Genomic DNA, 18,243 nt, shown 5'->3' on the forward strand with positions numbered 1-18,243 from the left:
GTCAGGGTGCCCGGGGTGATGACCCGCACCACGTCGCGACGCACCACCGCCTTGGAGCCGCGCTTCCGGGCCTCGGCCGGGTCCTCCAGTTGTTCGCAGACGGCGACCTTGAACCCTTGGCGGATCAGGCGAGCGATGTAGCCCTCGGCGGCGTGGAACGGCACCCCCGCCATGGGGATGTCCTCCCCCTTGTGCAGGCCGCGCTTGGTCAGGGTGATGCCGAGCGCCGCCGCCGCCTTCTGCGCGTCCTCGAAGAACAGTTCGTAGAAATCGCCCATGCGGAAGAACAGCAGGGAGTCCGGGTGCCGCGCCTTGGCGTCCAGGAACTGGGCCATGACCGGGGTCACGCCCGGGTCGGGCGTGATCGGGCGGGCGTCGGTCGGCTGTTTGACGGGGGCGTTCATGAAGCGCGCAGGGTGAAGGATCGCGGGGGCGCGCTCAAGGCTGACGACGCTCTGTCCGCCACGGGATCGTGGACGAATCCCGGGACGGGGTCAGTTGGCCAGCGTCCGGGCCAGAATCTGTCGCGCCCGGGCTGCTGCGGTGGGCGACAGGCGACCCTGAACGCCGCGCATGTCCTCCGGCAGGTGGCCCCCCGGCGGATCATCGGCCTCAAACACGAAGGCGTCGAACATGGCCCGCCATGTCTCGCGCTGGGAGGGCGGAAGATCGCGGATTCCCAGTATGGCATGGATCATGGCTTCCAGCGGCCCGGCCTGCATCTGCGCGTCGTTCCACCAGTAGTTCACCAGCACGCTGAACCGGTCCAGCGACTGGACGTGGTGCCACCACATATAGGGAATGAAAAGGGCGTCGCCGGGCTCCAGATCCGCGACCTCAGCAGCGGCCCAGGCGGCGGCGAAACGGGGGTGGCGGTCCAGATCGGGCTCGATCACCGACACCATGCTGACCGGCGGGCCGGCCGGAGTGCGCTCGAACGGGCCGATGTAGAGGTTTTGCGTCTGGTCGGGCGGAAACAGGATGAATCGGCGGCGGCCCGCCACGGCGCAGGCGATGTTGTCATTCATGTCGTGATGGGTGTGGACCGTGGCCGCATTGCCGATCCACAAGCGCGGAAAAACGTCGTCGCCCAGCAGGGGGGAAGGATTGGCGCGGGCGAAACCGGGCAGGGCCTGTGGCTCGGGGACAGACTGCATGGCCACGGCGGGCGGGGCGTCCTGCCCCCTGAGCGCCAGCAGCCGATCCAGAACCGCCCCGACCGTCGACTCGCGCTGGGTGAAGTTCACCCCGGTCATGCCGTCGTTGTAGAAGAAGCGGCCCTCGACCTCGGGCGGCGCTTCGGCGAAGCGCACCGGCGCGCCAGTGTCGAAGCCGCGGATATGGTCGGTCAGCGCTTCTGGAGACGTCAGGCCGGCCTGAACTGCGGGCCAGTCGCCGACAAGACCGCGGAGGATCGCGGGCTTTGCGGCGGGAAGGATGTCGGTTCGAAAGGTCTCGGCGGTGACGTTTCGGAACTCACGCGTATGGCGGTCGGGTACTGGGGAGGACATGACCCGAACCCTAGCTGCTGACGGTTCTTGCGCAAGGTCGGGACGCCTGTCACAAGCGCGGCAGGCGGTTAAGGGAACGCGGTCAGACACCGCGGCTGTGCCCGCAACTGTAGGCGGTTAGACCGTCGTCCGCTCCCTGCCTTCGGGCAGGGCGCCACTGGAGCGATCCGGGAAGGCGAGGACGAGGGTTGATGATCCGCAAGCCAGGAGACCTGGCCGCCGACGTCGCTCGTCCGCTGTCCGGGACCAGACAGAGGCGCGGGGACTTAAGTCCGTCGAAGCGACCCGATCCGGCGCCGCCCTTTCCGTGCGAGGGGGCGGATTGGTCGCTTTGAACGCCGCCGCGCGCGCCGCGCAGGGGCTTTTAGACGGAGCATCGCCCCATGAGGCGTTCCCTTATCCTGTGTTCGGCCGCATCCGCGGCCCTCTTCGCCCTGCCTGCATCCGCAGACGACGCTACGGATGTGGACGAGGTCATCATCACCGCCACCCGCATCCCCGCCATCGTCGCCCACACGCCCGGCGCCCGCGTTATCGACGAGGACGCCATCGCCCGGCAGGGCGCCGTGTTCGCCGCCGACATCCTGGCCGACGTGCCCGGGCTGAGCGTCACCCGTTCGGGAGCCTTCAGCGGGCCGGCCAATGTGCGCATCCGGGGCGCGCACCCCGGCAAGACGCTGGTTCTGGTGGACGGCGCGGTGGTCAATGACGTGGCCGACATCGACGGCGCCTTCGACTTCACAGGCTTCGACCTGGGCGATGTTGAGCGCATCGAGGTTCTGTCCGGACCGCAGTCCTCCCTGTGGGGATCATCGGCCATCGGCGGGGTGATTGCCTTCACCACCCGCGAACTGGACGGCGTGCGCGCCGAGGCGGAGGCGGGGTCTTTCGACACCATCCGGGCCCGCCTGGCGGGCGGCGTGGCCAATGACCGTTACGCCCTGGGCGCCTTCGTCTCCCACTTCGACACCAGCGGCATTTCCGCGGCCGATGAGGCGGACGGCAACACCGAGGCGGACGGGGCGACCATCACCACCCTGGGCGCCAACGCCCGCTACAGCTTCAGCCCGGCCGTGACCCTGGAGGGCCGCGTCCGTTACAACGAGACCGACGCCGACGTCGACGGCTTCCCCGCCCCGACCTACGTCCTGGCCGACACCGACGACAGCATCTCGCGCGAGCAGCTGTCCGGCTTCGCGCGCCTGACGGTGGAGGCCGCAGGGCTGGAACACCAGTTCAGCGTTTCGGCCTCGGACCTGACGCGCCGCACGTTCAGCGCCTTTCCGTCGGTGTTCGAGGCGGAGCGCCAGGTCTATCGCTGGCAGGCGTCCGGCGATTCGGCCCAGGGCCGGGTCACCTACGCCTTGGGGGTCGAGCATGAGGAGAGCAGCGGCGCCCTGTCCAGCGGGGTCGCTGAGGATCTGTCCACGAGCTCTGTGTTCGCCACGGCCCGAATCGACCTGTCGCACCGGTTCAGCGTGACCGGCGGCATGCGCCACGATGACACCGATGACTTCGGCGACGCCACCACGGGACGTCTGGCGGCGGCCTATGAGTTGGGCGGGGGCTTCATCCTGTCCGGGGCCTGGGGCACGGGTTTCAAGGCGCCGACCATCAGCCAGGCGGTGTGCGACTACTGCTGGTCGTCCATCCCCTACCCGGACCTGCGCCCCGAGCACGCCGACGGCTATGAAGCGGCGCTGGGCTGGCGTTCGGCTGACCGGCGGATCGAGGGTCGCATCACCGTCTATCGCCTGGAGATCGAGGACCAGATCGTCTGGTTCAACGCGCCCGGCGGCAACAGCTTCTACGCCAATGTGGACGAGACCCGCACCGACGGCGTGGAGGTCGAGGGCCGCGCGGTCCTGCCTGCCGGGTTTGATCTGGCTGTGGCCTACGCCTGGACCGACGCCGTGGACGTGACGGACGGCTCGCGGCTGCTGCGCGTGCCGGAGCATTCCGGTTCAGTGACGCTGGGCTGGGCGGGCGAGCGCCTGTCGGGCGCCCTGACCGTGCGGGGTGAAGGCGATCAGGAGGATTCCGGCGGGGTGCGCGACAGCTTCGTCACCGCAAACCTGAACGGCGCCTTTGCGCTGAGCGACCGCATCAGCCTGACGGCGCGGATCGAGAACCTCGCCGACACGCACTATCAGCAGGTGCGCGGCTACGGCGAACCCGGCCGCAGCGGCTATGTGGGGATCAGGCTGCGCTACTGACCGCGGAAGACCCGGCGGCGCCCAGCGTCGCCGGGTCATTCAGGGCCAGGGCCGCCCAGTCCAGATCCGGCGCCGGGGCATGGGCGGCGGCCAGGACGGCGCGCAGTTCGGCGGCGGACGGCACGCCCACGGATACGGTTTCGACCCCCGGCAACATCATGCCATAGGCCAGGGCCGCCTGCATGGGATCCGCGCGGCTCTCGGCCAGGCTGCGTCTCGCGCGCGACACCCCGGAGCCCGCGCGCACCAGGTGAGCGGGCAGATCCTCGCGCGGGGCGAACAGCACCCCCCCGGCGAAAATCGAGCGCAGTTGCACCGAAATCCCATGGCCGGCCAGTCCCTCGATCAGGCCAGACACGGCCGCCCGCTGATCCAGCAGATTGCACGGCAGTTCCACGAGGTCGGGGCGGAAGCGGCGCGCCAGCAACTCGGGGCCATCCTCGACCCGGGCGCAGACGCCGATGCGGCGAAACAGGCCCATGTCCCTGAGACGCTCCAACCGGTCCCAGAGGGCGCGGCCTTCGGCGCCGGCCAGGTCCGTGGCGGACGACACCATGATCGCCTCGCCGCGCGGCAGGCCCATGCGCTCCAGCGAGCGACGGGCGCGGGCCTCAACCCGGTCCAGCCCTTCCGCCGCCGATACAGTGCGCACAGTCACCCGGAACGGACTGGGAAAAGGCCAGCACTGGCCCAGCAGACGCTCCATGTCGCTGAAGGGACGGGTGGCCACAACGCCGACGCCGCCGTCGGCCGCAGTGCGCAACATGGCCCGCACCATTTCTTCGCGAGAGGCCAGGCCCTGCGCATGCGCAGGCGGCGCCATCACATTGATGGCGAGCCTGGACGCCGGTCCGGCGCCGGTCCGAGTTTCAGCCTGAAAAGTCACGACGTGGACCATGCGCCCACAAAGCTTAAGGAGCGCTGATCGGAAGTTTTACAAAGCCTTACCAGACAGGGTTTACGAGACGTCAGCGTCGGGTTGGCGGTCTGGATGGGCGGCCATGAAAGCGGGATGCTGCGCCGCCTTCTGCTCAATGGCCAGAATGCGGGGGAAGGCGTCCAGCGGCGTGTTGAACCGGCGGGCGGAATAGACCTGGGGGATCAGGCAGCAGTCGGCCAGGGTCGGCGCATGGCCGAAGCACCAGCCGTCGCCGTGCCGGAGGATCAGGGCCTCCAGCGCTTCGAAGCCTGCGGTGATCCAGCGCGCGGCCCATGCGTCCGTGGCGGCCTGATCAGCCCCGAAACTCTCGCGCAGGGCCTTGAGCACCCGAAGATTGTTCAGGGGGTGGATGTCGCAGGCGACCAGGGCGGCCATGGCCCGGACCTGCGCGCGCGCCACGGCGTCCCCGGGCAACAGGGGTGGTTCGGGATGCACCTCCTCCAGCCATTCGAGGATCGCCGGGCTCTGGGTCAACACAGACCCATCCGTCTCCAGCGCAGGGACCAGCCCCTGAGGATTCATCGAAATATAGGCGTCACTCTTCTGGACGCCGAGGCGAAGATCCACGCCCGCCTGATCATAGGCCAGCCCCTTGAGGTTCAGGGCGATGCGGGTGCGGTAGGATGTGCCGGACCGCCAGTAGCCGTGCAGGATCATGACCTCTCCTTTCAGGTCAGTGTGAAGGTCAGGGGCGCCAGCCCGGCGATGGCCGCCTCGATCCGGTCGCCACGCACGACGGGACCGACGCCCTCGGGCGTGCCGGTGAAGATCAGGTCGCCGGGCATCAGCCGCCACAGGCGAGAGGCCTGGGCCACGACCTCGGCGGGGCTCCAGATCATCTGATCCAGTCGAGCGGACTGACGCATCTCTCCATTGACAGCCAGGGCGATGGCCCCGCCGGGGTTCGGCAAGGCGCCGAGGGTCAGCGGGCCGCAGGGCGCGGAATGGTCGAAGCCCTTGGACGCGTCCCAGGGCCGTCCCCGGGACTTGGCCTCGGCCTGAATGTCGCGTCGGGTCAGGTCCACGCCCACGGCCCAACCGATGATGAGATTCCCTGCGGCTGCGGGCGAAAGATCCGCCCCCTCGCCGCCGATGGCGCAGACCAGTTCCACCTCATGGTGCAGATTTTCCGTCGCGGACGGGAAGGGAACCTCGGCCTCCGTTGTCAGGGCGTCGCACGGCTTGGCGAAGAAGAACGGCGCCTCGCGCGTGGGGTCGGCGCCCATCTCTCGGGCATGGGCGGCGTAGTTTTGCCCCACGCAAAGGATGCGGCGGACAGGGAACAGGGCCTGCCTGCCGATGATCGACAGGGCGACGGGGGCGGGGGGATTGAACAGCCAGGTCATGGCTGCGTCCTTACGTCGCCCGATCCTGTCACGGAACCCCTCATCCCCTCTGGCGTTGCCATGACGGGGTACCTATTCTCATTTTACCGCCAAGCTAGCCGGAGAGCGCATCATGGCCACCACCAAGGCCCGGGAAGACATCAAGAACGACCTGAAGACCCTCAAGGAGGACCTGAAGGTCGGCGCGCGCGAGGAAAGCGCCCGCCTGCGTGAGATCGCCGCCGAAACAGAAGCCCGTGTGCGCGCCAAGTCCGACGAGGTGCGTGAGCGCGCCCGCGACTACTATGACCAGGCGCGTGTCCGCGGACGTGAATATTATGACGAGGCGACCGAGCGGTTCGACGAGGCGCAACGGGCCCTTGTCGAGCGTGTTCAGGAGCGGCCCATGCAGTCCACCGCGATCGCGCTGGGCGTCGGCGTCGTTCTGGGGCTCCTGCTGGCTGGCCGTCGTCGCTGATGCCGGGCAAGGGGCTGGTCGATAGGCTGGTGGCGGCGGCGATTGCCGCCGCCTTTGCTTTCGTTGCCGTCGTGGCGCTGGGCGCGACGCTCTTCTATGTCCTGCTCATGGTGGTTCCCGCCGCAGCGGCGGCGGCCATCACCGCTGCGGTCGCGGCCGTTGCCGCCCTTGTGGTCGTCATGATGTTCCTGACCAAGGCCAGGGGCGGACAGCCTGATGACGACGAAGAGGACGTGGGGCTTGGCGAGCGGGCGTTTATCCTGTTCCGCAGTCGGCCGATGCTGGCCACCGTCGCCGCCTTGGCGGGAGGCTGGATCTTTCTTAGAAACCCTGCCTTGGCCACCATGGTCGCGGCGGCTTTCACGGAAAAGACGCGCGGTCGCCGACGCTATTGAAGCGGAACGGTAACCCCACCGGAGCGTTGAGAACACAGGTCCGGCGCTAGGTCGCGACCGTTGGTTTCAACCGCTTCGGAGGCGCGCCCCATGATTCGCTGGGCCATTATTTTCCTGGTGATCGCCTTGATCGCCGCAGTGCTGGGTTTCGGCGGCATCGCGAACTTCTCGTTCGAGATCGCCAAGTTCATCGCCGTCATCGCCATCATCCTGTTTGTCATCGCCCTGGTGGCGGGAGGACTGCGAGGACGAGGGCCGAGAGTCTAGATCAGGCTCAAATCCATTCTCAAAACCGCGGGATTTCGATCCCGCGGTTTTTTGTTGTCCCTCATGCTGTCGCATGGCGGCGGCGGGGAAGGGTCCAGCTGCGATTCGAGACGAAACCGCCCCTTTCCCATGCCATGGCCGTGACCACTATTTCATCGGAGGTCCAGTCGATCTGGTTGAAGCTGGGCGGCGCGCCCCTTTCGCGGTGGGACAGGGTTCCGCAGCCCACGGCGTAGGAACATGAGTCGCCCACCTCCAAGGGCAGGGCGAAAGGCTGATGCGTATGGCCCGTGGTGATCAGGTCGACACCCGCCTGGGTGAACAGACGCGCCGCCTCCCGACCTCGGATCACGTCGCCGGTCATGGGCGTGCCGATCATTTCCACCAGGGGGTGGTGGCAGGCGAGAATGCGCAACGCACCTGCCGGCGCGTTCATCAAGGCCTCCGCGGCCCGGCGGGTCTGGTCCAGATCTATGACGCCCTTGGACCAATTGAGGCGAGCTTGCCAGCCGCGGGCGGTGGTCACGCCGCGGACCATGAGGCCCTCGCGCCGGAATTCATGATCATGGGCCGGGTGACCTGTAGCCCGTTCGAACCGCCGCCAGGGCCAGAACAGGCGGTCCAGCACATTCCAGTAAGGCACGTCGTGATTGCCGACCGTAACGAAGACGGGATCGGGCATGGCCTTTATCCAGCGCGCAGCCGCTTCAAACTCCGCCGTATAGCCGTTCTGGGTGATGTCCCCGGTGATCAGGACCAGGTCATTGGGCGTGGCATTGGCATAATCCACCGCCGCAGCAGCGGCATCCGCGTGCTCACGGCCGAAGTGAACATCAGAAAATTGAAGGACACGGCCCATCAGGCGCGGGTCGCCATGCGTCGCGTCATCAAACTGAATCCTCGGCGGCGGCCGGACGTGGAGCCAGGGCCCTGAACGCCTTGGGCAGAAACCGCACCGTGCTCTCGGCCGGTAGCAAAAGGGGCTCGCCGTCCAGAACCGCCGGCACCCGTGAGCGGGCTGACACGCGTATCCGGCGGGCCGGCCTGGTGGTCACGGCCGGGTCGTGACGCCAGTCGTCAAACAGCGCGTGAGCCGCCAGCCGGAAAGCGTCCGATGCGTCGTGAGGATTCATCGCCGCCGCCTCAAGCCCCACCGGCTCCTCAAGCGCGCGCGAAATCATGGGACTGATCAGCACCAGAGCCTCGGCCCGCTGGCGAGGGCCTCCATCCAGATCAAAGCGTATACGGCCAGAGAATGCGCGGCGCCACGCACGGCGGGCATGAGCAATTGCCAGTTTCAGCTTTCCACCTCGCAAGGCTTCGCGGGCCGGCGCCCACAGGGCCGGCGCGCCCAGGATGGCCGCGCAGTAGAAGGCGTGGCCGTCAACCTCCCCTCCAGACACGTACTGGGGCTCGCCGTCCTCAAGGATAACGGTGAGGGCCTTCTTCCAGTCGGTCGTGCCGTAGAGGGCCTTGGGCAGCATGTTCATCGTTCCGCCAGGCAACGGCGCCACCAAGGGCCCGTCCGGGCCGGCGCGCGAGGCCACAGCGCGGGCTGTACCGTCCCCGGCCAGCACCACAACCAGATCCGCGCCGCTGGCCAACGCCTGGTCGATGGTCGCGGCCATGTCGTCACCCTCCAGGAGGATGACTTCGGCCTCACAGGCGAAACCGGCCAGCAATTCCCCGGCCTCGGCTGCGGCATTGGCGCCGACGCCGCCCGACATGGGATTGACCAGAACCACCACGCGCGTGATCGGCGCATGGCAGGTCATGGGACGGCGCGCCTCGGACGCCCCGGAGTCGCCCGGCAGGTGTTTTTCGGGCGGCGCGCCCAGAGTGTCTGTCATCCGGGCCGAACGTTCGAGGCGCCGCCGCGTTCCAGGCCTGACCGCAAGCGGCCGTATCTCACCCGGAGACGAGCTATTCGGATTGAAGTTCCGGGGCGGCGTTCCCCGCGCCTTCGCCAAGAGCTGCGCCGGCGCGGTCAACGGCGTCGGCGGTTTCGGACACGGCCTGATCAGTCGCCTCGCCGGCCTGGCCGGTGATCTCCCTGGCCTTTTGCCAGCCGGTCGAGATCCAGCCGTCGATGATCGCGCCCCCCTCGCCCACCGACCGCTCCTTGATGCCCAGAACCGCCGTCAGTGCGCCGAAGAGCGCCAGCAGGGTGACGATAAAGCCTACGATCGGCGGACCGCCCCGGCGACGCTTGCTGCGGGCCCACACGGGCCCGACGTCGTCATCGGCCATACGGACAGGTTCTGAGAAACGCATGAAAGCCCCCTATTCAAAACGCCGCGTCTCCGCGCCGCAGAACATCCCGGACCGCCCCGCACGGCCCCTCTGAAATGTTTAACGCAACCTTAACCACAATCATAGTCGCGGAACCGCAGCCGTAATCCAGCGTTCTCGCCTCGGGGGCGACTTACTCGGACCGAAGGGACATCCAATGAAAAAGATCATGATCGCCATCGCCGGCGCCGGACTGCTGGCCAGCGCCTGCGCCAGCGACCCGTACGGCAACACCAATCAGACCGTTCGCCAAGGCGCCATCGGCGCCGCTATCGGCGCCGCCGCCGGACAGGTTCTCGGCGGCAACACGGAAGCCACCGTGGCCGGGGCCGCCATCGGCGGCGCTGTCGGCGCTATCCGGGGTTCGTCCCAGGACCGCACCAACCAGCAACGCTATCGCGCCGCCAACGGCCAGTACTACTACTGCTACGACAATCGGCAGACCGAGTGCTATTGGGAAGATGGCACGCGCGTCCGCTGGTAGGCGTTTCAACCCTTCGGGTGAGACGGATGAAGGGCGGTCCCGACGCGGGCCGCCCTTTTTCGTGCGCCGGAATGGCCGGCCGCAGGATTGGGAGGGGACAGACAATGCGTTTCAAGGTTGCGACGGCCGCGCTGGCGGCCATGGCGGTGTCGGGCTGCGGCGCGAACGGGCTGTGGGACCGGTCAGAGCTGATCGCGGACACGGCCGGCTGCGCCGAGCAGCGGCTGGACATCTATTTCAACGAGGGCCAGGCGACCATCGCGGAGCCGGCGCGGGAGCTGATCACCATGACGGGCGAACGGCTGCAGGGCTGCCGGGTCGACGGGGTGGAGGTCATCGGCCTGGCCAGCGCCACGGGCGATTCCGCCAGCAACCAGGCCCTGTCTGAACAGCGGGCGCGGGCGGTGGCCCAGGCGCTGACGGACGCCGGCTGGCCGACGCCGCAGTTCACCCTGTCGGCGGCGGGCGACACGGGCGCCGTCACCGACAGCGGCCTGGCCGAGCCCCTGCGCCGGCGCACGGTGATCGTGGTCCACGCCCGGCCGCAATAGGCCGGCCCGGCCCCATAGAAAAAAGGCCCGCCCCTTTTCTGAGGCGGGCCTTTTGCAAAATCTATCGCATCGATCAGTAGCGGTAGTGGTCCGGCTTGAACGGGCCGTTCGCGGGCACGCCGATGTACTCGGACTGCTCCTTGTTCAGAACGGTCAGCTTGGCGCCCAGCTTGTCCAGGTGCAGGGCCGCGACCTTCTCGTCCAGATGCTTGGGCAGGACGTAGACCTGGTTCTCGTAGGCCGACAGATTGGTGTGCAGCTCGATCTGGGCCAGGGTCTGGTTGGTGAAGGACGCCGACATGACGAAGGACGGGTGGCCCGTGGCGTTGCCCAGGTTCACCAGACGGCCCTTGGACAGCAGGATGATCTTGTTGCCGCCGGGGAACTCGATGTGATCCACCTGCGGCTTGATCTCGTCCCACTTCATGTTCTTCAGGCCCGCGACCTGAATCTCGGAATCGAAGTGGCCGATGTTGCAGACGATGGCGTTGTGACGCATCCGGCGCATGTGATCGACGGTGATCACGTCCTTGTTGCCCGTGGCGGTGACGAAGATGTCGGCCTTGTCGCACACGTCGTCCAGGGTCTGGACGTCATAGCCTTCCATGGCCGCCTGCAGGGCGCAGATGGGGTCGATCTCGGTGACGATGACCCGGGCGCCGCCCTGGCGCAGCGAGGCGGCCGAGCCCTTGCCCACGTCGCCGTAGCCGCAGACCACGGCCACCTTGCCCGACAGCATCACGTCGGTGCCGCGGCGGATGGCGTCCACCAGCGACTCGCGACAGCCGTACAGGTTGTCGAACTTGGACTTGGTGACGCTGTCGTTGACGTTGATGGCCGGGTAGGGAAGCTCGCCCTTCTTGGCCAGCTCGTACAGGCGGTGAACGCCGGTGGTGGTTTCCTCGGACACGCCCTTGATGGCGTCGCGGATGGCCGAATAGAAGCCGGGCTTCTCCTTCAGGTACCGCTTCATGACGCCGAACAGGGCTTCCTCTTCCTCGTTCTGGGGGTTGTCCAGAACCGAGGCGTCCTTCTCGGCCTTGGGGCCCAGCACGGTCAGCAGGGTGGCGTCGCCGCCGTCGTCCAGGATCAGGTTGGGGTAGCCGCCGTCGGACCATTCGAAGATCTTGTGGGCGTAGTCCCAGTACTCTTCCAGGGTCTCGCCCTTGGTGGCGAACACCGGGGTGCCGGACGCGGCGATGGCGGCGGCGGCGTGGTCCTGGGTCGAATAGATGTTGCACGAGGCCCAGCGCACGTCGGCGCCCAGGGCTTCCAGCGTCTGGATCAGCACAGCGGTCTGGATCGTCATGTGCAGCGAGCCGGCGATGCGCGCGCCCTTGAGGGGCTGGGCCTTGCCGTACTCGTCACGCAGGGCCATCAGACCCGGCATTTCGGTTTCGGCGATCTCGATCTCCTTGTTGCCCCAGTCGGCGAGGGAGATATCGCGGACGATGTAGTCGACCATGTTCGTTCCTGACGTGTCTTGAAGTGTAGGCCGCGCTATAGCGGTCCAGACCGTCCGGGGCAACAAACATATAAGGATGTCTTTATATGTTTATCTCTCTTGTCCGCTCGCCCCGGCGAATGCCGGGGTCCAGATGGCGGGCGCCGGCGGGGGCGATGGCGCGGGCTCGCTGACCCTGTCGTCAGCGCCTTATGATCGGGGCCCCGGCATTCGCCGGGGTGAGCGGTGGAGGATGACATGACCGAACCCCTCGTGCCCGAGGACGAGCTGGAGTTCCGCTATTTCCGCGCGGGCGGGCCGGGCGGGCAGAACGTCAACAAGGTGTCCACCGCCGTGCATATGCGCTTCGACGCGGCCAACTCGCCGTCGCTGGACGAGGCGGTGCGCACGCGGCTGATGAAGGCGGCGGGCTCGCGCCTGACCAATGAGGGCGTGATCCAGATCACGGCCACGCGCTTCCGCACCCAGGAGCGCAACCGCGACGACGCGGTGGAGCGGCTCAACGCCCTGATCGAAAAGGCCCGGGTGGCGCCGATCAAGCGCATCCGCACCAAGCCCACCAAGGGGTCCAAGGAACGGCGGCTTCAGGCCAAGGCGGGGCGGTCGAAGATCAAGGCGGCGCGGGGACGGCCGGGCCTGTCCGACTGAGGCGCGGCCTCCCACACCCCGTCACCCTCGGGCTTGTCCCGAGGGCCCATGGGGGCGGCGCCGCGAACGTCAGCAGGTCGTCACTGATCGGTGAAACGGACCGCAAGCTGTGCCTGAGGCCGCAATGGGTCCTCGGGACAAGCCCGAGGATGACGGATTTTTTGGGGTCCCGCGCCGTGCGCTCAGATCAGGGCGTCGACGGCGACCTCGGCCAGCTCGAACAGGCCGTAGGCCCCGGCCATGACCACGAGCAGCAGGGTGGCGTTGACCGTGTGCTTGATCAGTTTGTAGCGGCGGACGTCGGTCTGTTTCAGGGCCCGGATCCGGGCGCTGATGGGGGCCAGGGAGGCGAACAGGGCGCTGACGAAACCGCGCTGGTCCTCCGCCGTATTGGGCACCAGGGTTCCGGCGGCCAGACGGCGGTAGCCGGCGTTGAACACCCGGCCGAAGACATTGAGGGGCCGGGCCACGTCGCACATGAGGATCAGGCGGCTGTCGCCCGTGTCGTTGCGGGCCTGATGGGGATAGGTCTCGTCGAAGATGAAGTCCTGGCCGTCGCGCCACGACACGGGCGTCCCGTCCACCTCGATCAGGCACGCGTCCGCGTTGGGCGTCTGCAATCCCAGATGATAGCGCAGCGAACAGGCCAGCGGGTCGGCGTGCAGGGTCAGTTCAGACCCGGCGGGCAGGATGGTGAACATGGCGCCCTTCACCTCGGGGATCTGGTTCAGCAGGGCCACGGTGCGCGGACAGGTGCGCCGGGCCGAGCGGTGGGTGGTCCCGTACCAGGTGAGATAGAATTTGCTCCAGCCCCGCTTGAAGAAGGTGCGGAAGCCCAGGTCGTAGGAGCCCGCCGAGCCCTCGGCCTTGGCCGCCTCGAAGGCGCCGCCGGCCTGCAGGGCCAGGGCCTCGTCGCGGATCACCTGCCAGTTGTCCCGCAGCAGGGCCAGGTTGGGCATCCGCGCCGCCGCGGTCACGGGGCCGCGCGCCCAGGGGCGGGTGGTCATGTACAGGATGCAGTTCAGGGGCGCGAAGATGGGCCAGGACTTGCGCAGATACTGGGTCGGCCCGGCCCAGCGGGTGCGGCCGCGCCAGCGATAGACGTAAGCCACCGAACACAGCGAATACAGCACGAGCGCAGACAGCGCGACGACACTGAAGCTCATGGATTGTCCCCCGACCCGGCCGGAGTCTTACGGCCAAGAACGGGATTATCCAAGCGGGATGTGAGGGGGTGGGGGCGGGGCAACGCGACGAGGCGGCGGAGCGGCTGAACGCCCTGATCGAAAAGGGCCGCTTGGCGGCCGTAAAAGGCATCCGCACAGTGCGGGCCAAGACTCCAAAGGAACGGCGGCTTCAGCCGAGGTTGGCGGGCACGGCCGAGCATTTAGGTTGAGGAGCGGTTTCAACTACTCATCAAACAAGACTGATGAATATCCGTTCGGCCGCGGACGCCGCCTCGTTAAGCTCACCGTTGTATTCGGCGTTTTCGCGGGCCGCAGCGCCTTGACGGTTAGCCGCATGGGCTAGAACATTTTCAGCCACGGCTAGTTGGTCGTCCATCGCCAATAAGCCGATAAGAATTTTGGGATCAACCTCTCGCGCCGTGAACAGTGCGAGGAGTCGACGAGCGCGTCGCACCTGCTCCAGCCGTCTCTGCAAGCGCGGCACATCGACTAATCCGGCGGCGCGAAACGTCAGACTTGCTTCATCTACCGCGATCCAGCCCTGCCTAACTGTATCGACAGCCCCTTGATGAAGGGCCCTCTCTCCAAGCTCTATTCGACGCTGTACCCGCCACTCTTGGAAAAACGTCGTGCCAATCGCAACGAGAACGACAGAGCCATTCACTACCAATGCCCACCAAGCGGCATCGGCGGCCGATTGGGCGGCTATGGCCGCTTGCTGAGTCGCCGCCAACATTTGATGGTCCATAGCCTCTCGGAGCCTCAGGTCTGCACGAAGTGAAAAACCAGTTGAAACGGATCTTGGGGGCGAACTGAGATCCGTGCATCGCTCTCGACCCCAACAGAGCTTGGCGCCATCATCAGCATATGAACATCCATGACCTAATCGAAGAAGCTGTTTGGGAGACAATCCCGGAAGAACCTGACGCAGCCTTCTCGATGATTTTGAACTTGGCACTAGGTCGCGCGGATGGCCGGTTCCGTGAGCTACGTCGCGTCGCAGAAGAATTCGACAGCGATCGACCCGACTACACAGCCCTTCAAGACGCCCAGTACGGATTCATGTCGAGCCTGATCGGCGTGGCTAAGGGGCTCGAGGTGTCGGCATTCGAAGACTATCATCTCCCGGCACCGGGAGACTTCGACAACGACTATTTTCGTCGCTTCACGTCAGACCTCAACCACTTCCTTGCCCAACACACTGCCCGTTCCGCTCTGCGAAATCGCCAATTGAGCGTCAAGTTAGAAGGGAAGCCGGCCCAGAACGTTCGGACATATGTTTCCCGCCTCCGAGAGGCCGTGGATGCGGCCAATATTAGCGATGCCAAGAAGTCGGCCCTCCACAAGAAGCTCAAAGAGTTCGAGGATGAACTGGATGGGGGCAAGCGGATAAATATTCTGCGGGTGACCCTGTTGGCGATGGAAATATTGGCGGTGCCAGGGGGCCTCTGGGCCTCCAGCGATGTCGTCGCGAAGCTGACTACAAACGTCATCCAAGCGCTCGGAGAGGCGAAAGCAGTTGAAAACGAACTAAAGGCCGCGCTTCTGCCAGCTCCGGACCAAAAGGCGATCACTGGCCCGACCTACGACGAAGCGAAGCCGACCCGCTTCAGAAATCCGCCCGAGAGCTACGACTTGAACGACGACATTCCATTCTGAATCCGCATTGCCACGGGGCCATTCTCTCTCTGCCCCCCTACCCCGCCGGGCGGAACACCAGACCCGCGATCTTGCCGTCGTCGCCGAGGGCGATGAACCAGTCCGTCTCCGCGTTTTCGAAGGCGACGCGGAAGTGCTGGGCGCCCTGGACCTCGCCTTGATGGTCGAGGGTCTGGATGGCGCCGAAGGCCTGGATCATGGGGATGATGGAGGCTTCGCCGGCGCGGACGGCGTCGGACAGCTCGCTGACCATGTCGTCGTAGTTGGGGGTTCCGGCCTGAAGGGCGGCGATGGTGGTGCGCAGCATGGTCTCCTCGGCGGAGACCTCGGCCTGCGCATGGGCGGCGTGGTCGCTGTGGCCCGCGTGAGGGTCTTGCGCCAGGGCGGCGGCGGGAACGAGGGTCAAGGCGGCGGCGAACAGGATCGGCTTCATGGCGGTGCTCCGGCTGGGCTTACAGGACGCCCGTGGACAGGATCAGGGCGACGGCGGCCCCGGCGGCGGCGATGATGGATAGCACGGCGGGCCAGCGGGCGGCGACCCGGCGCTCGATGACGATGGTCTGGGGCGCGTGGGGGGCCTGGGCCCATTTCGACAGGGCGCGCAATGTGTCCATGCCCTCCTGAAAGACGTCGCGGGCCTTGGCTTTGGGGCCCAGCTCGCGCTGGATCCATTGTTCGACCACCGGCTTGGCGGCCTCCCACAGGTCGTGATCGGGGTTGAGGCGGCGGGCCACGCCCTCCACCGAGACCATGGTCTTCTGCAGCAGGATCAGTTCGGGGCGCAGGTGCATGTCGAACAGGTCGGTGATCTCGAACAGCTGGCCCAGCAGGCGGCCCATGGAGACCTGGGACGCCTGTTTGCCGATGACCGGCTCGCCCACCGCGCGCAGGGCCTGGGCGAAGGTCTCCACCGAATGGACCGGGGGCACATAGCCGGCCTCGAAATGGACCCGGGCGATGCGGGGATAGTCGCGGGTCAGGAAGCCCCACAGGATCTCGGCCAGGTAGCGGCGCTCGCCGGGGCCGAGGCGCCCGACGATGCCGAAGTCCACCGCCACGGCCTGGGCCGGGGCCGAGCAGAACAGATTGCCCTCGTGCAGGTCGGCGTGGAAAACGCCGTGGTCCAGGGCCTGGGACAGGAAGGCGCGCACGATGTTGTCGGCAAGCTGGTTCTTGTCCAGCCCCGGCTGCTCGGCGGCGGCGGGGTCGGTCATGGGCATGCCGTTGGCCCACTCCAGCGTCAGGACCCGCTTGCCGACCCCGTCCCAGATCACCGCGGGGGCGGTCATGTGGCCGTCGCGGGACATGATCTCGCCCAGCTCGCTGGCGGCGGCGGCCTCGAGCCGCATGTCCAGTTCCAGTTGAAGCGCGCGGGCGATGGTCTCGACGAAGGCCTCCGGCTCCAGACGGCGCAGCAGGGGCACGAAGCGGCGGGTGAGTTTCGCGCCCAGCCGCATGGCGTCCAGACCCAGGGCCACGCGGCGCTCCACGCCCGGGCGCAGCACCTTGACCGCCACCTTGCGGCCGTCGGCCAGATACGCCGGGTGGGCCTGCGCCAGCGAGGCGGCGGCGATGGCGGGCTGGAAATCGGTGAACAGGGCCTCCACCGGGCGGCCCAGCGAGCGCTGGACCTCGCGGCGGGCCTGATCGATGGGGAACGGCGGCAGGCGGTCCTTGAGCCGGCCCAGATCGCGGGCGAACTCGGTCCCGAAGATGTCGGCGCGGGTGGCCAGCACCTGGCCCAGCTTGATGGCCACGGGGCCCAGATGCTCGAAGGCGGCGCCCAGACGCTGGCCGGGGCGACCGGCGCGGCCCTGGGGCCCCGAGAACAGGTGCAGGACGCGGGCGATGGGCCGGGTCCAGGCGGGCAGCAGGGGGGTGATCTCGCGCGGGACGAGGGCGTCGTGGCGGATCAGCACCCACAGCCAGCCCTGCAGCCTGAGGAACGACCCGACCGGGTCGCGCACGCGCACGCTGGGCAGGGGGGCGGCGGTCCCGGGCGACGGATCGAAGGGCACGGTCAGATCGCCCAGCCGTGATGGATGGCGGCGACCCCGCCCGACAGGTTGGTGACGGTGACCCGGCTGAACCCGGCGTCCTCGATCATGGCCTTGAACGTGTTCTGGTCGGGGAAGCGGCGGATGCTTTCGACCAGATACTGATAGCTGTCGCGGTCCTTCGCCACCCAGCCGCCGATGGCGGGAATGGCGTTGAAGGACCACAGGTCATAGGCCTTGCGGATCGGCTCGGCGGTGGGGCGCGAGAACTCCAGACACAGGAAGCGGCCGCCGGGTTTCAGGACGCGGCGGGCTTCGCTTAGGGCCTGGGGGATGTCGGCCACATTGCGGATGCCGAAACTGATGGAATAGGCGTCCACGCTGGCGTCGGGCATTGGAAGATTCATGGCGTCGCCGACGGTCCAGGTCATCTCGGGCTCGCCGCCCTTCTGGACGCCGGCGAGGATCATCTCGGCGTTGTAGTCCAGCACCACCACCTCGGCGTCGGCGCCGCCCAGACGCTGCTGCGCCCGGCGGGCCATCTTCGCATAGCGGCGGGCCATGTCGCCGGTGCCGCCCGCCACGTCGAGGATGCGCTCGCCGGGGCGGGGATTGAGTTTGGCCGCCGCCGCGTCCTTCCACAGCCGGTGCACGCCCCCGCTCATCAGGTCGTTCATCAGGTCGTAGCTGGAGGCCACGGAATCGAACACCCCGCGCACCAGCTGGACCTTCTCGCGCGCGTCCACGTCGCGGAAGCCGAAGGGTGAGGTCTTTTGCGCAGGCTCGGTCATGGCATCGCTTTAGCGGGTGCGGGGCGCGCCGTCACCG

At 67.3% G+C, this 18,243-nt stretch carries 21 protein-coding genes, 1 pseudogene and 1 riboswitch; of the genes and pseudogenes, 8 read left to right on the forward strand and 14 right to left on the reverse strand.

Going from position 1 to position 18,243, the window contains the following annotated elements:
• Positions 1–404 (reverse strand): annotated as a pseudogene (locus ACK4FB_RS00005) (DNA mismatch repair protein MutS); the annotation flags it as partial.
• 90 nt (positions 405–494) lie between these two features.
• Entirely contained in the window at positions 495–1,511 is a 1,017-nt protein-coding gene (locus ACK4FB_RS00010) for a cupin-like domain-containing protein (protein WP_409746390.1), read from the reverse strand.
• A gap of 70 nt (positions 1,512–1,581) precedes the next feature.
• Positions 1,582–1,725: riboswitch (cobalamin riboswitch) on the forward strand.
• A gap of 169 nt (positions 1,726–1,894) precedes the next feature.
• On the opposite strand from ACK4FB_RS00010, the gene ACK4FB_RS00015 reads away from it, so the two are divergent.
• Entirely contained in the window at positions 1,895–3,727 is a 1,833-nt protein-coding gene (locus tag ACK4FB_RS00015) for a TonB-dependent receptor plug domain-containing protein (RefSeq protein ID WP_409746392.1), read from the forward strand.
• On the opposite strand, the gene ACK4FB_RS00020 is transcribed toward ACK4FB_RS00015, so the two are convergent.
• From ACK4FB_RS00020 to ACK4FB_RS00030, 3 genes are read right to left on the reverse strand one after another with little or no spacing between them, the layout of a single operon-like run.
• The gene (locus ACK4FB_RS00020; RefSeq protein WP_409746394.1) at positions 3,711–4,625 is read right to left on the reverse strand and encodes an aldo/keto reductase; all 915 of its coding nucleotides are present in this window, start codon (positions 4,623–4,625) and stop codon (positions 3,711–3,713) included. The two genes, ACK4FB_RS00015 and ACK4FB_RS00020, sit on opposite strands and share 17 nt — an antisense overlap.
• A 60-nt stretch (positions 4,626–4,685) precedes the next feature.
• On the reverse strand, positions 4,686–5,324 hold the full coding sequence (gene maiA, locus ACK4FB_RS00025) for a maleylacetoacetate isomerase (RefSeq protein WP_409746396.1): 639 nt from the start codon (positions 5,322–5,324) through the stop codon (positions 4,686–4,688).
• A gap of 11 nt (positions 5,325–5,335) precedes the next feature.
• Positions 5,336–6,013, reverse strand: a complete 678-nt coding sequence (locus tag ACK4FB_RS00030) for a fumarylacetoacetate hydrolase family protein (RefSeq protein WP_409746398.1) — start codon at positions 6,011–6,013, stop codon at positions 5,336–5,338.
• Between the two features lie 112 nt (positions 6,014–6,125).
• On the opposite strand from ACK4FB_RS00030, the gene ACK4FB_RS00035 reads away from it, so the two are divergent.
• From ACK4FB_RS00035 to ACK4FB_RS00045, 3 genes are all read left to right on the forward strand, one after another.
• The gene (locus ACK4FB_RS00035) at positions 6,126–6,470 is read left to right on the forward strand and encodes a glycine zipper domain-containing protein (RefSeq protein ID WP_409746400.1); all 345 of its coding nucleotides are present in this window, start codon (positions 6,126–6,128) and stop codon (positions 6,468–6,470) included.
• Positions 6,470–6,865, forward strand: a complete 396-nt coding sequence (locus tag ACK4FB_RS00040; protein WP_409746402.1) for a hypothetical protein — start codon at positions 6,470–6,472, stop codon at positions 6,863–6,865. Before ACK4FB_RS00035 ends, ACK4FB_RS00040 begins: the two co-directional genes overlap by 1 nt.
• 90 nt (positions 6,866–6,955) lie before the next feature.
• Positions 6,956–7,132, forward strand: a complete 177-nt coding sequence (locus ACK4FB_RS00045) for a DUF1328 domain-containing protein (protein WP_045318738.1) — start codon at positions 6,956–6,958, stop codon at positions 7,130–7,132.
• Positions 7,133–7,193: 61 nt separating this feature from the next.
• On the opposite strand, the gene ACK4FB_RS00050 is transcribed toward ACK4FB_RS00045, so the two are convergent.
• The 3 genes from ACK4FB_RS00050 to ACK4FB_RS00060 form a co-directional block, all read right to left on the reverse strand.
• A complete protein-coding gene (locus tag ACK4FB_RS00050) occupies positions 7,194–7,991 on the reverse strand; it encodes a metallophosphoesterase family protein (protein WP_409746404.1) in 798 nt (265 codons plus the stop codon).
• A gap of 28 nt (positions 7,992–8,019) precedes the next feature.
• A complete protein-coding gene (locus tag ACK4FB_RS00055; protein WP_409746406.1) occupies positions 8,020–8,982 on the reverse strand; it encodes a diacylglycerol/lipid kinase family protein in 963 nt (320 codons plus the stop codon).
• Positions 8,983–9,055: 73 nt separating this feature from the next.
• Positions 9,056–9,406, reverse strand: a complete 351-nt coding sequence (locus tag ACK4FB_RS00060) for a hypothetical protein (RefSeq protein WP_409746408.1) — start codon at positions 9,404–9,406, stop codon at positions 9,056–9,058.
• 175 nt (positions 9,407–9,581) lie between these two features.
• Here ACK4FB_RS00060 and ACK4FB_RS00065 point away from each other — a divergent pair, with 175 nt between their 5' ends.
• Together ACK4FB_RS00065 and ACK4FB_RS00070 are read left to right on the forward strand one after the other, a co-directional pair.
• Positions 9,582–9,908 carry a YMGG-like glycine zipper-containing protein gene (locus ACK4FB_RS00065; protein ID WP_409746410.1) on the forward strand — a complete coding sequence of 109 codons (327 nt, stop codon included), beginning with the start codon at positions 9,582–9,584 and terminating at the stop codon, positions 9,906–9,908.
• Positions 9,909–10,012: 104 nt separating this feature from the next.
• The gene (locus ACK4FB_RS00070; RefSeq protein WP_409746412.1) at positions 10,013–10,459 is read left to right on the forward strand and encodes an OmpA family protein; all 447 of its coding nucleotides are present in this window, start codon (positions 10,013–10,015) and stop codon (positions 10,457–10,459) included.
• A gap of 73 nt (positions 10,460–10,532) precedes the next feature.
• Here the strand turns inward: ACK4FB_RS00070 and ahcY are convergent, their stop codons facing one another.
• On the reverse strand, positions 10,533–11,924 hold the full coding sequence (gene ahcY / locus ACK4FB_RS00075; protein WP_409746414.1) for an adenosylhomocysteinase: 1,392 nt from the start codon (positions 11,922–11,924) through the stop codon (positions 10,533–10,535).
• A gap of 237 nt (positions 11,925–12,161) precedes the next feature.
• Between ahcY and arfB the strand changes: the two genes are divergently transcribed.
• A complete protein-coding gene (gene arfB, locus ACK4FB_RS00080) occupies positions 12,162–12,572 on the forward strand; it encodes an alternative ribosome rescue aminoacyl-tRNA hydrolase ArfB (protein ID WP_409746416.1) in 411 nt (136 codons plus the stop codon).
• A gap of 182 nt (positions 12,573–12,754) precedes the next feature.
• Here arfB and ACK4FB_RS00085 read toward each other — a convergent pair whose 3' ends face one another.
• Positions 12,755–13,738 carry an aspartyl/asparaginyl beta-hydroxylase domain-containing protein gene (locus ACK4FB_RS00085; RefSeq protein WP_409746418.1) on the reverse strand — a complete coding sequence of 328 codons (984 nt, stop codon included), beginning with the start codon at positions 13,736–13,738 and terminating at the stop codon, positions 12,755–12,757.
• Between the two features lie 250 nt (positions 13,739–13,988).
• Positions 13,989–14,507: a hypothetical protein gene (locus ACK4FB_RS00090; protein ID WP_409746420.1), complete on the reverse strand. Its 519-nt coding sequence runs from the start codon at positions 14,505–14,507 to the stop codon at positions 13,989–13,991.
• 119 nt (positions 14,508–14,626) lie between these two features.
• Between ACK4FB_RS00090 and ACK4FB_RS00095 the strand changes: the two genes are divergently transcribed.
• A complete protein-coding gene (locus ACK4FB_RS00095) occupies positions 14,627–15,418 on the forward strand; it encodes a hypothetical protein (RefSeq protein WP_409746422.1) in 792 nt (263 codons plus the stop codon).
• Positions 15,419–15,455: 37 nt separating this feature from the next.
• Here the strand turns inward: ACK4FB_RS00095 and ACK4FB_RS00100 are convergent, their stop codons facing one another.
• Genes ACK4FB_RS00100 through ubiE form a run of 3 tightly spaced genes read right to left on the reverse strand, consistent with a single transcriptional unit; the run spans position 15,456 to position 18,206 of the window.
• Positions 15,456–15,851: a hypothetical protein gene (locus ACK4FB_RS00100; protein ID WP_409746424.1), complete on the reverse strand. Its 396-nt coding sequence runs from the start codon at positions 15,849–15,851 to the stop codon at positions 15,456–15,458.
• Positions 15,852–15,870: 19 nt separating this feature from the next.
• Positions 15,871–17,391 (reverse strand): 2-polyprenylphenol 6-hydroxylase, encoded by a 1,521-nt coding sequence (gene ubiB, locus ACK4FB_RS00105; protein ID WP_409747056.1) that lies wholly within the window; start codon positions 17,389–17,391, stop codon positions 15,871–15,873.
• 47 nt (positions 17,392–17,438) lie between these two features.
• Positions 17,439–18,206 (reverse strand): bifunctional demethylmenaquinone methyltransferase/2-methoxy-6-polyprenyl-1,4-benzoquinol methylase UbiE, encoded by a 768-nt coding sequence (gene ubiE / locus ACK4FB_RS00110; RefSeq protein WP_409746426.1) that lies wholly within the window; start codon positions 18,204–18,206, stop codon positions 17,439–17,441.
• Between the last annotated feature and the right edge of the window lie 37 nt (positions 18,207–18,243).

It is taken from the genome of Brevundimonas sp. (assembly GCF_046299535.1).
Classification (GTDB): Bacteria; Pseudomonadota; Alphaproteobacteria; order Caulobacterales; family Caulobacteraceae; genus Brevundimonas.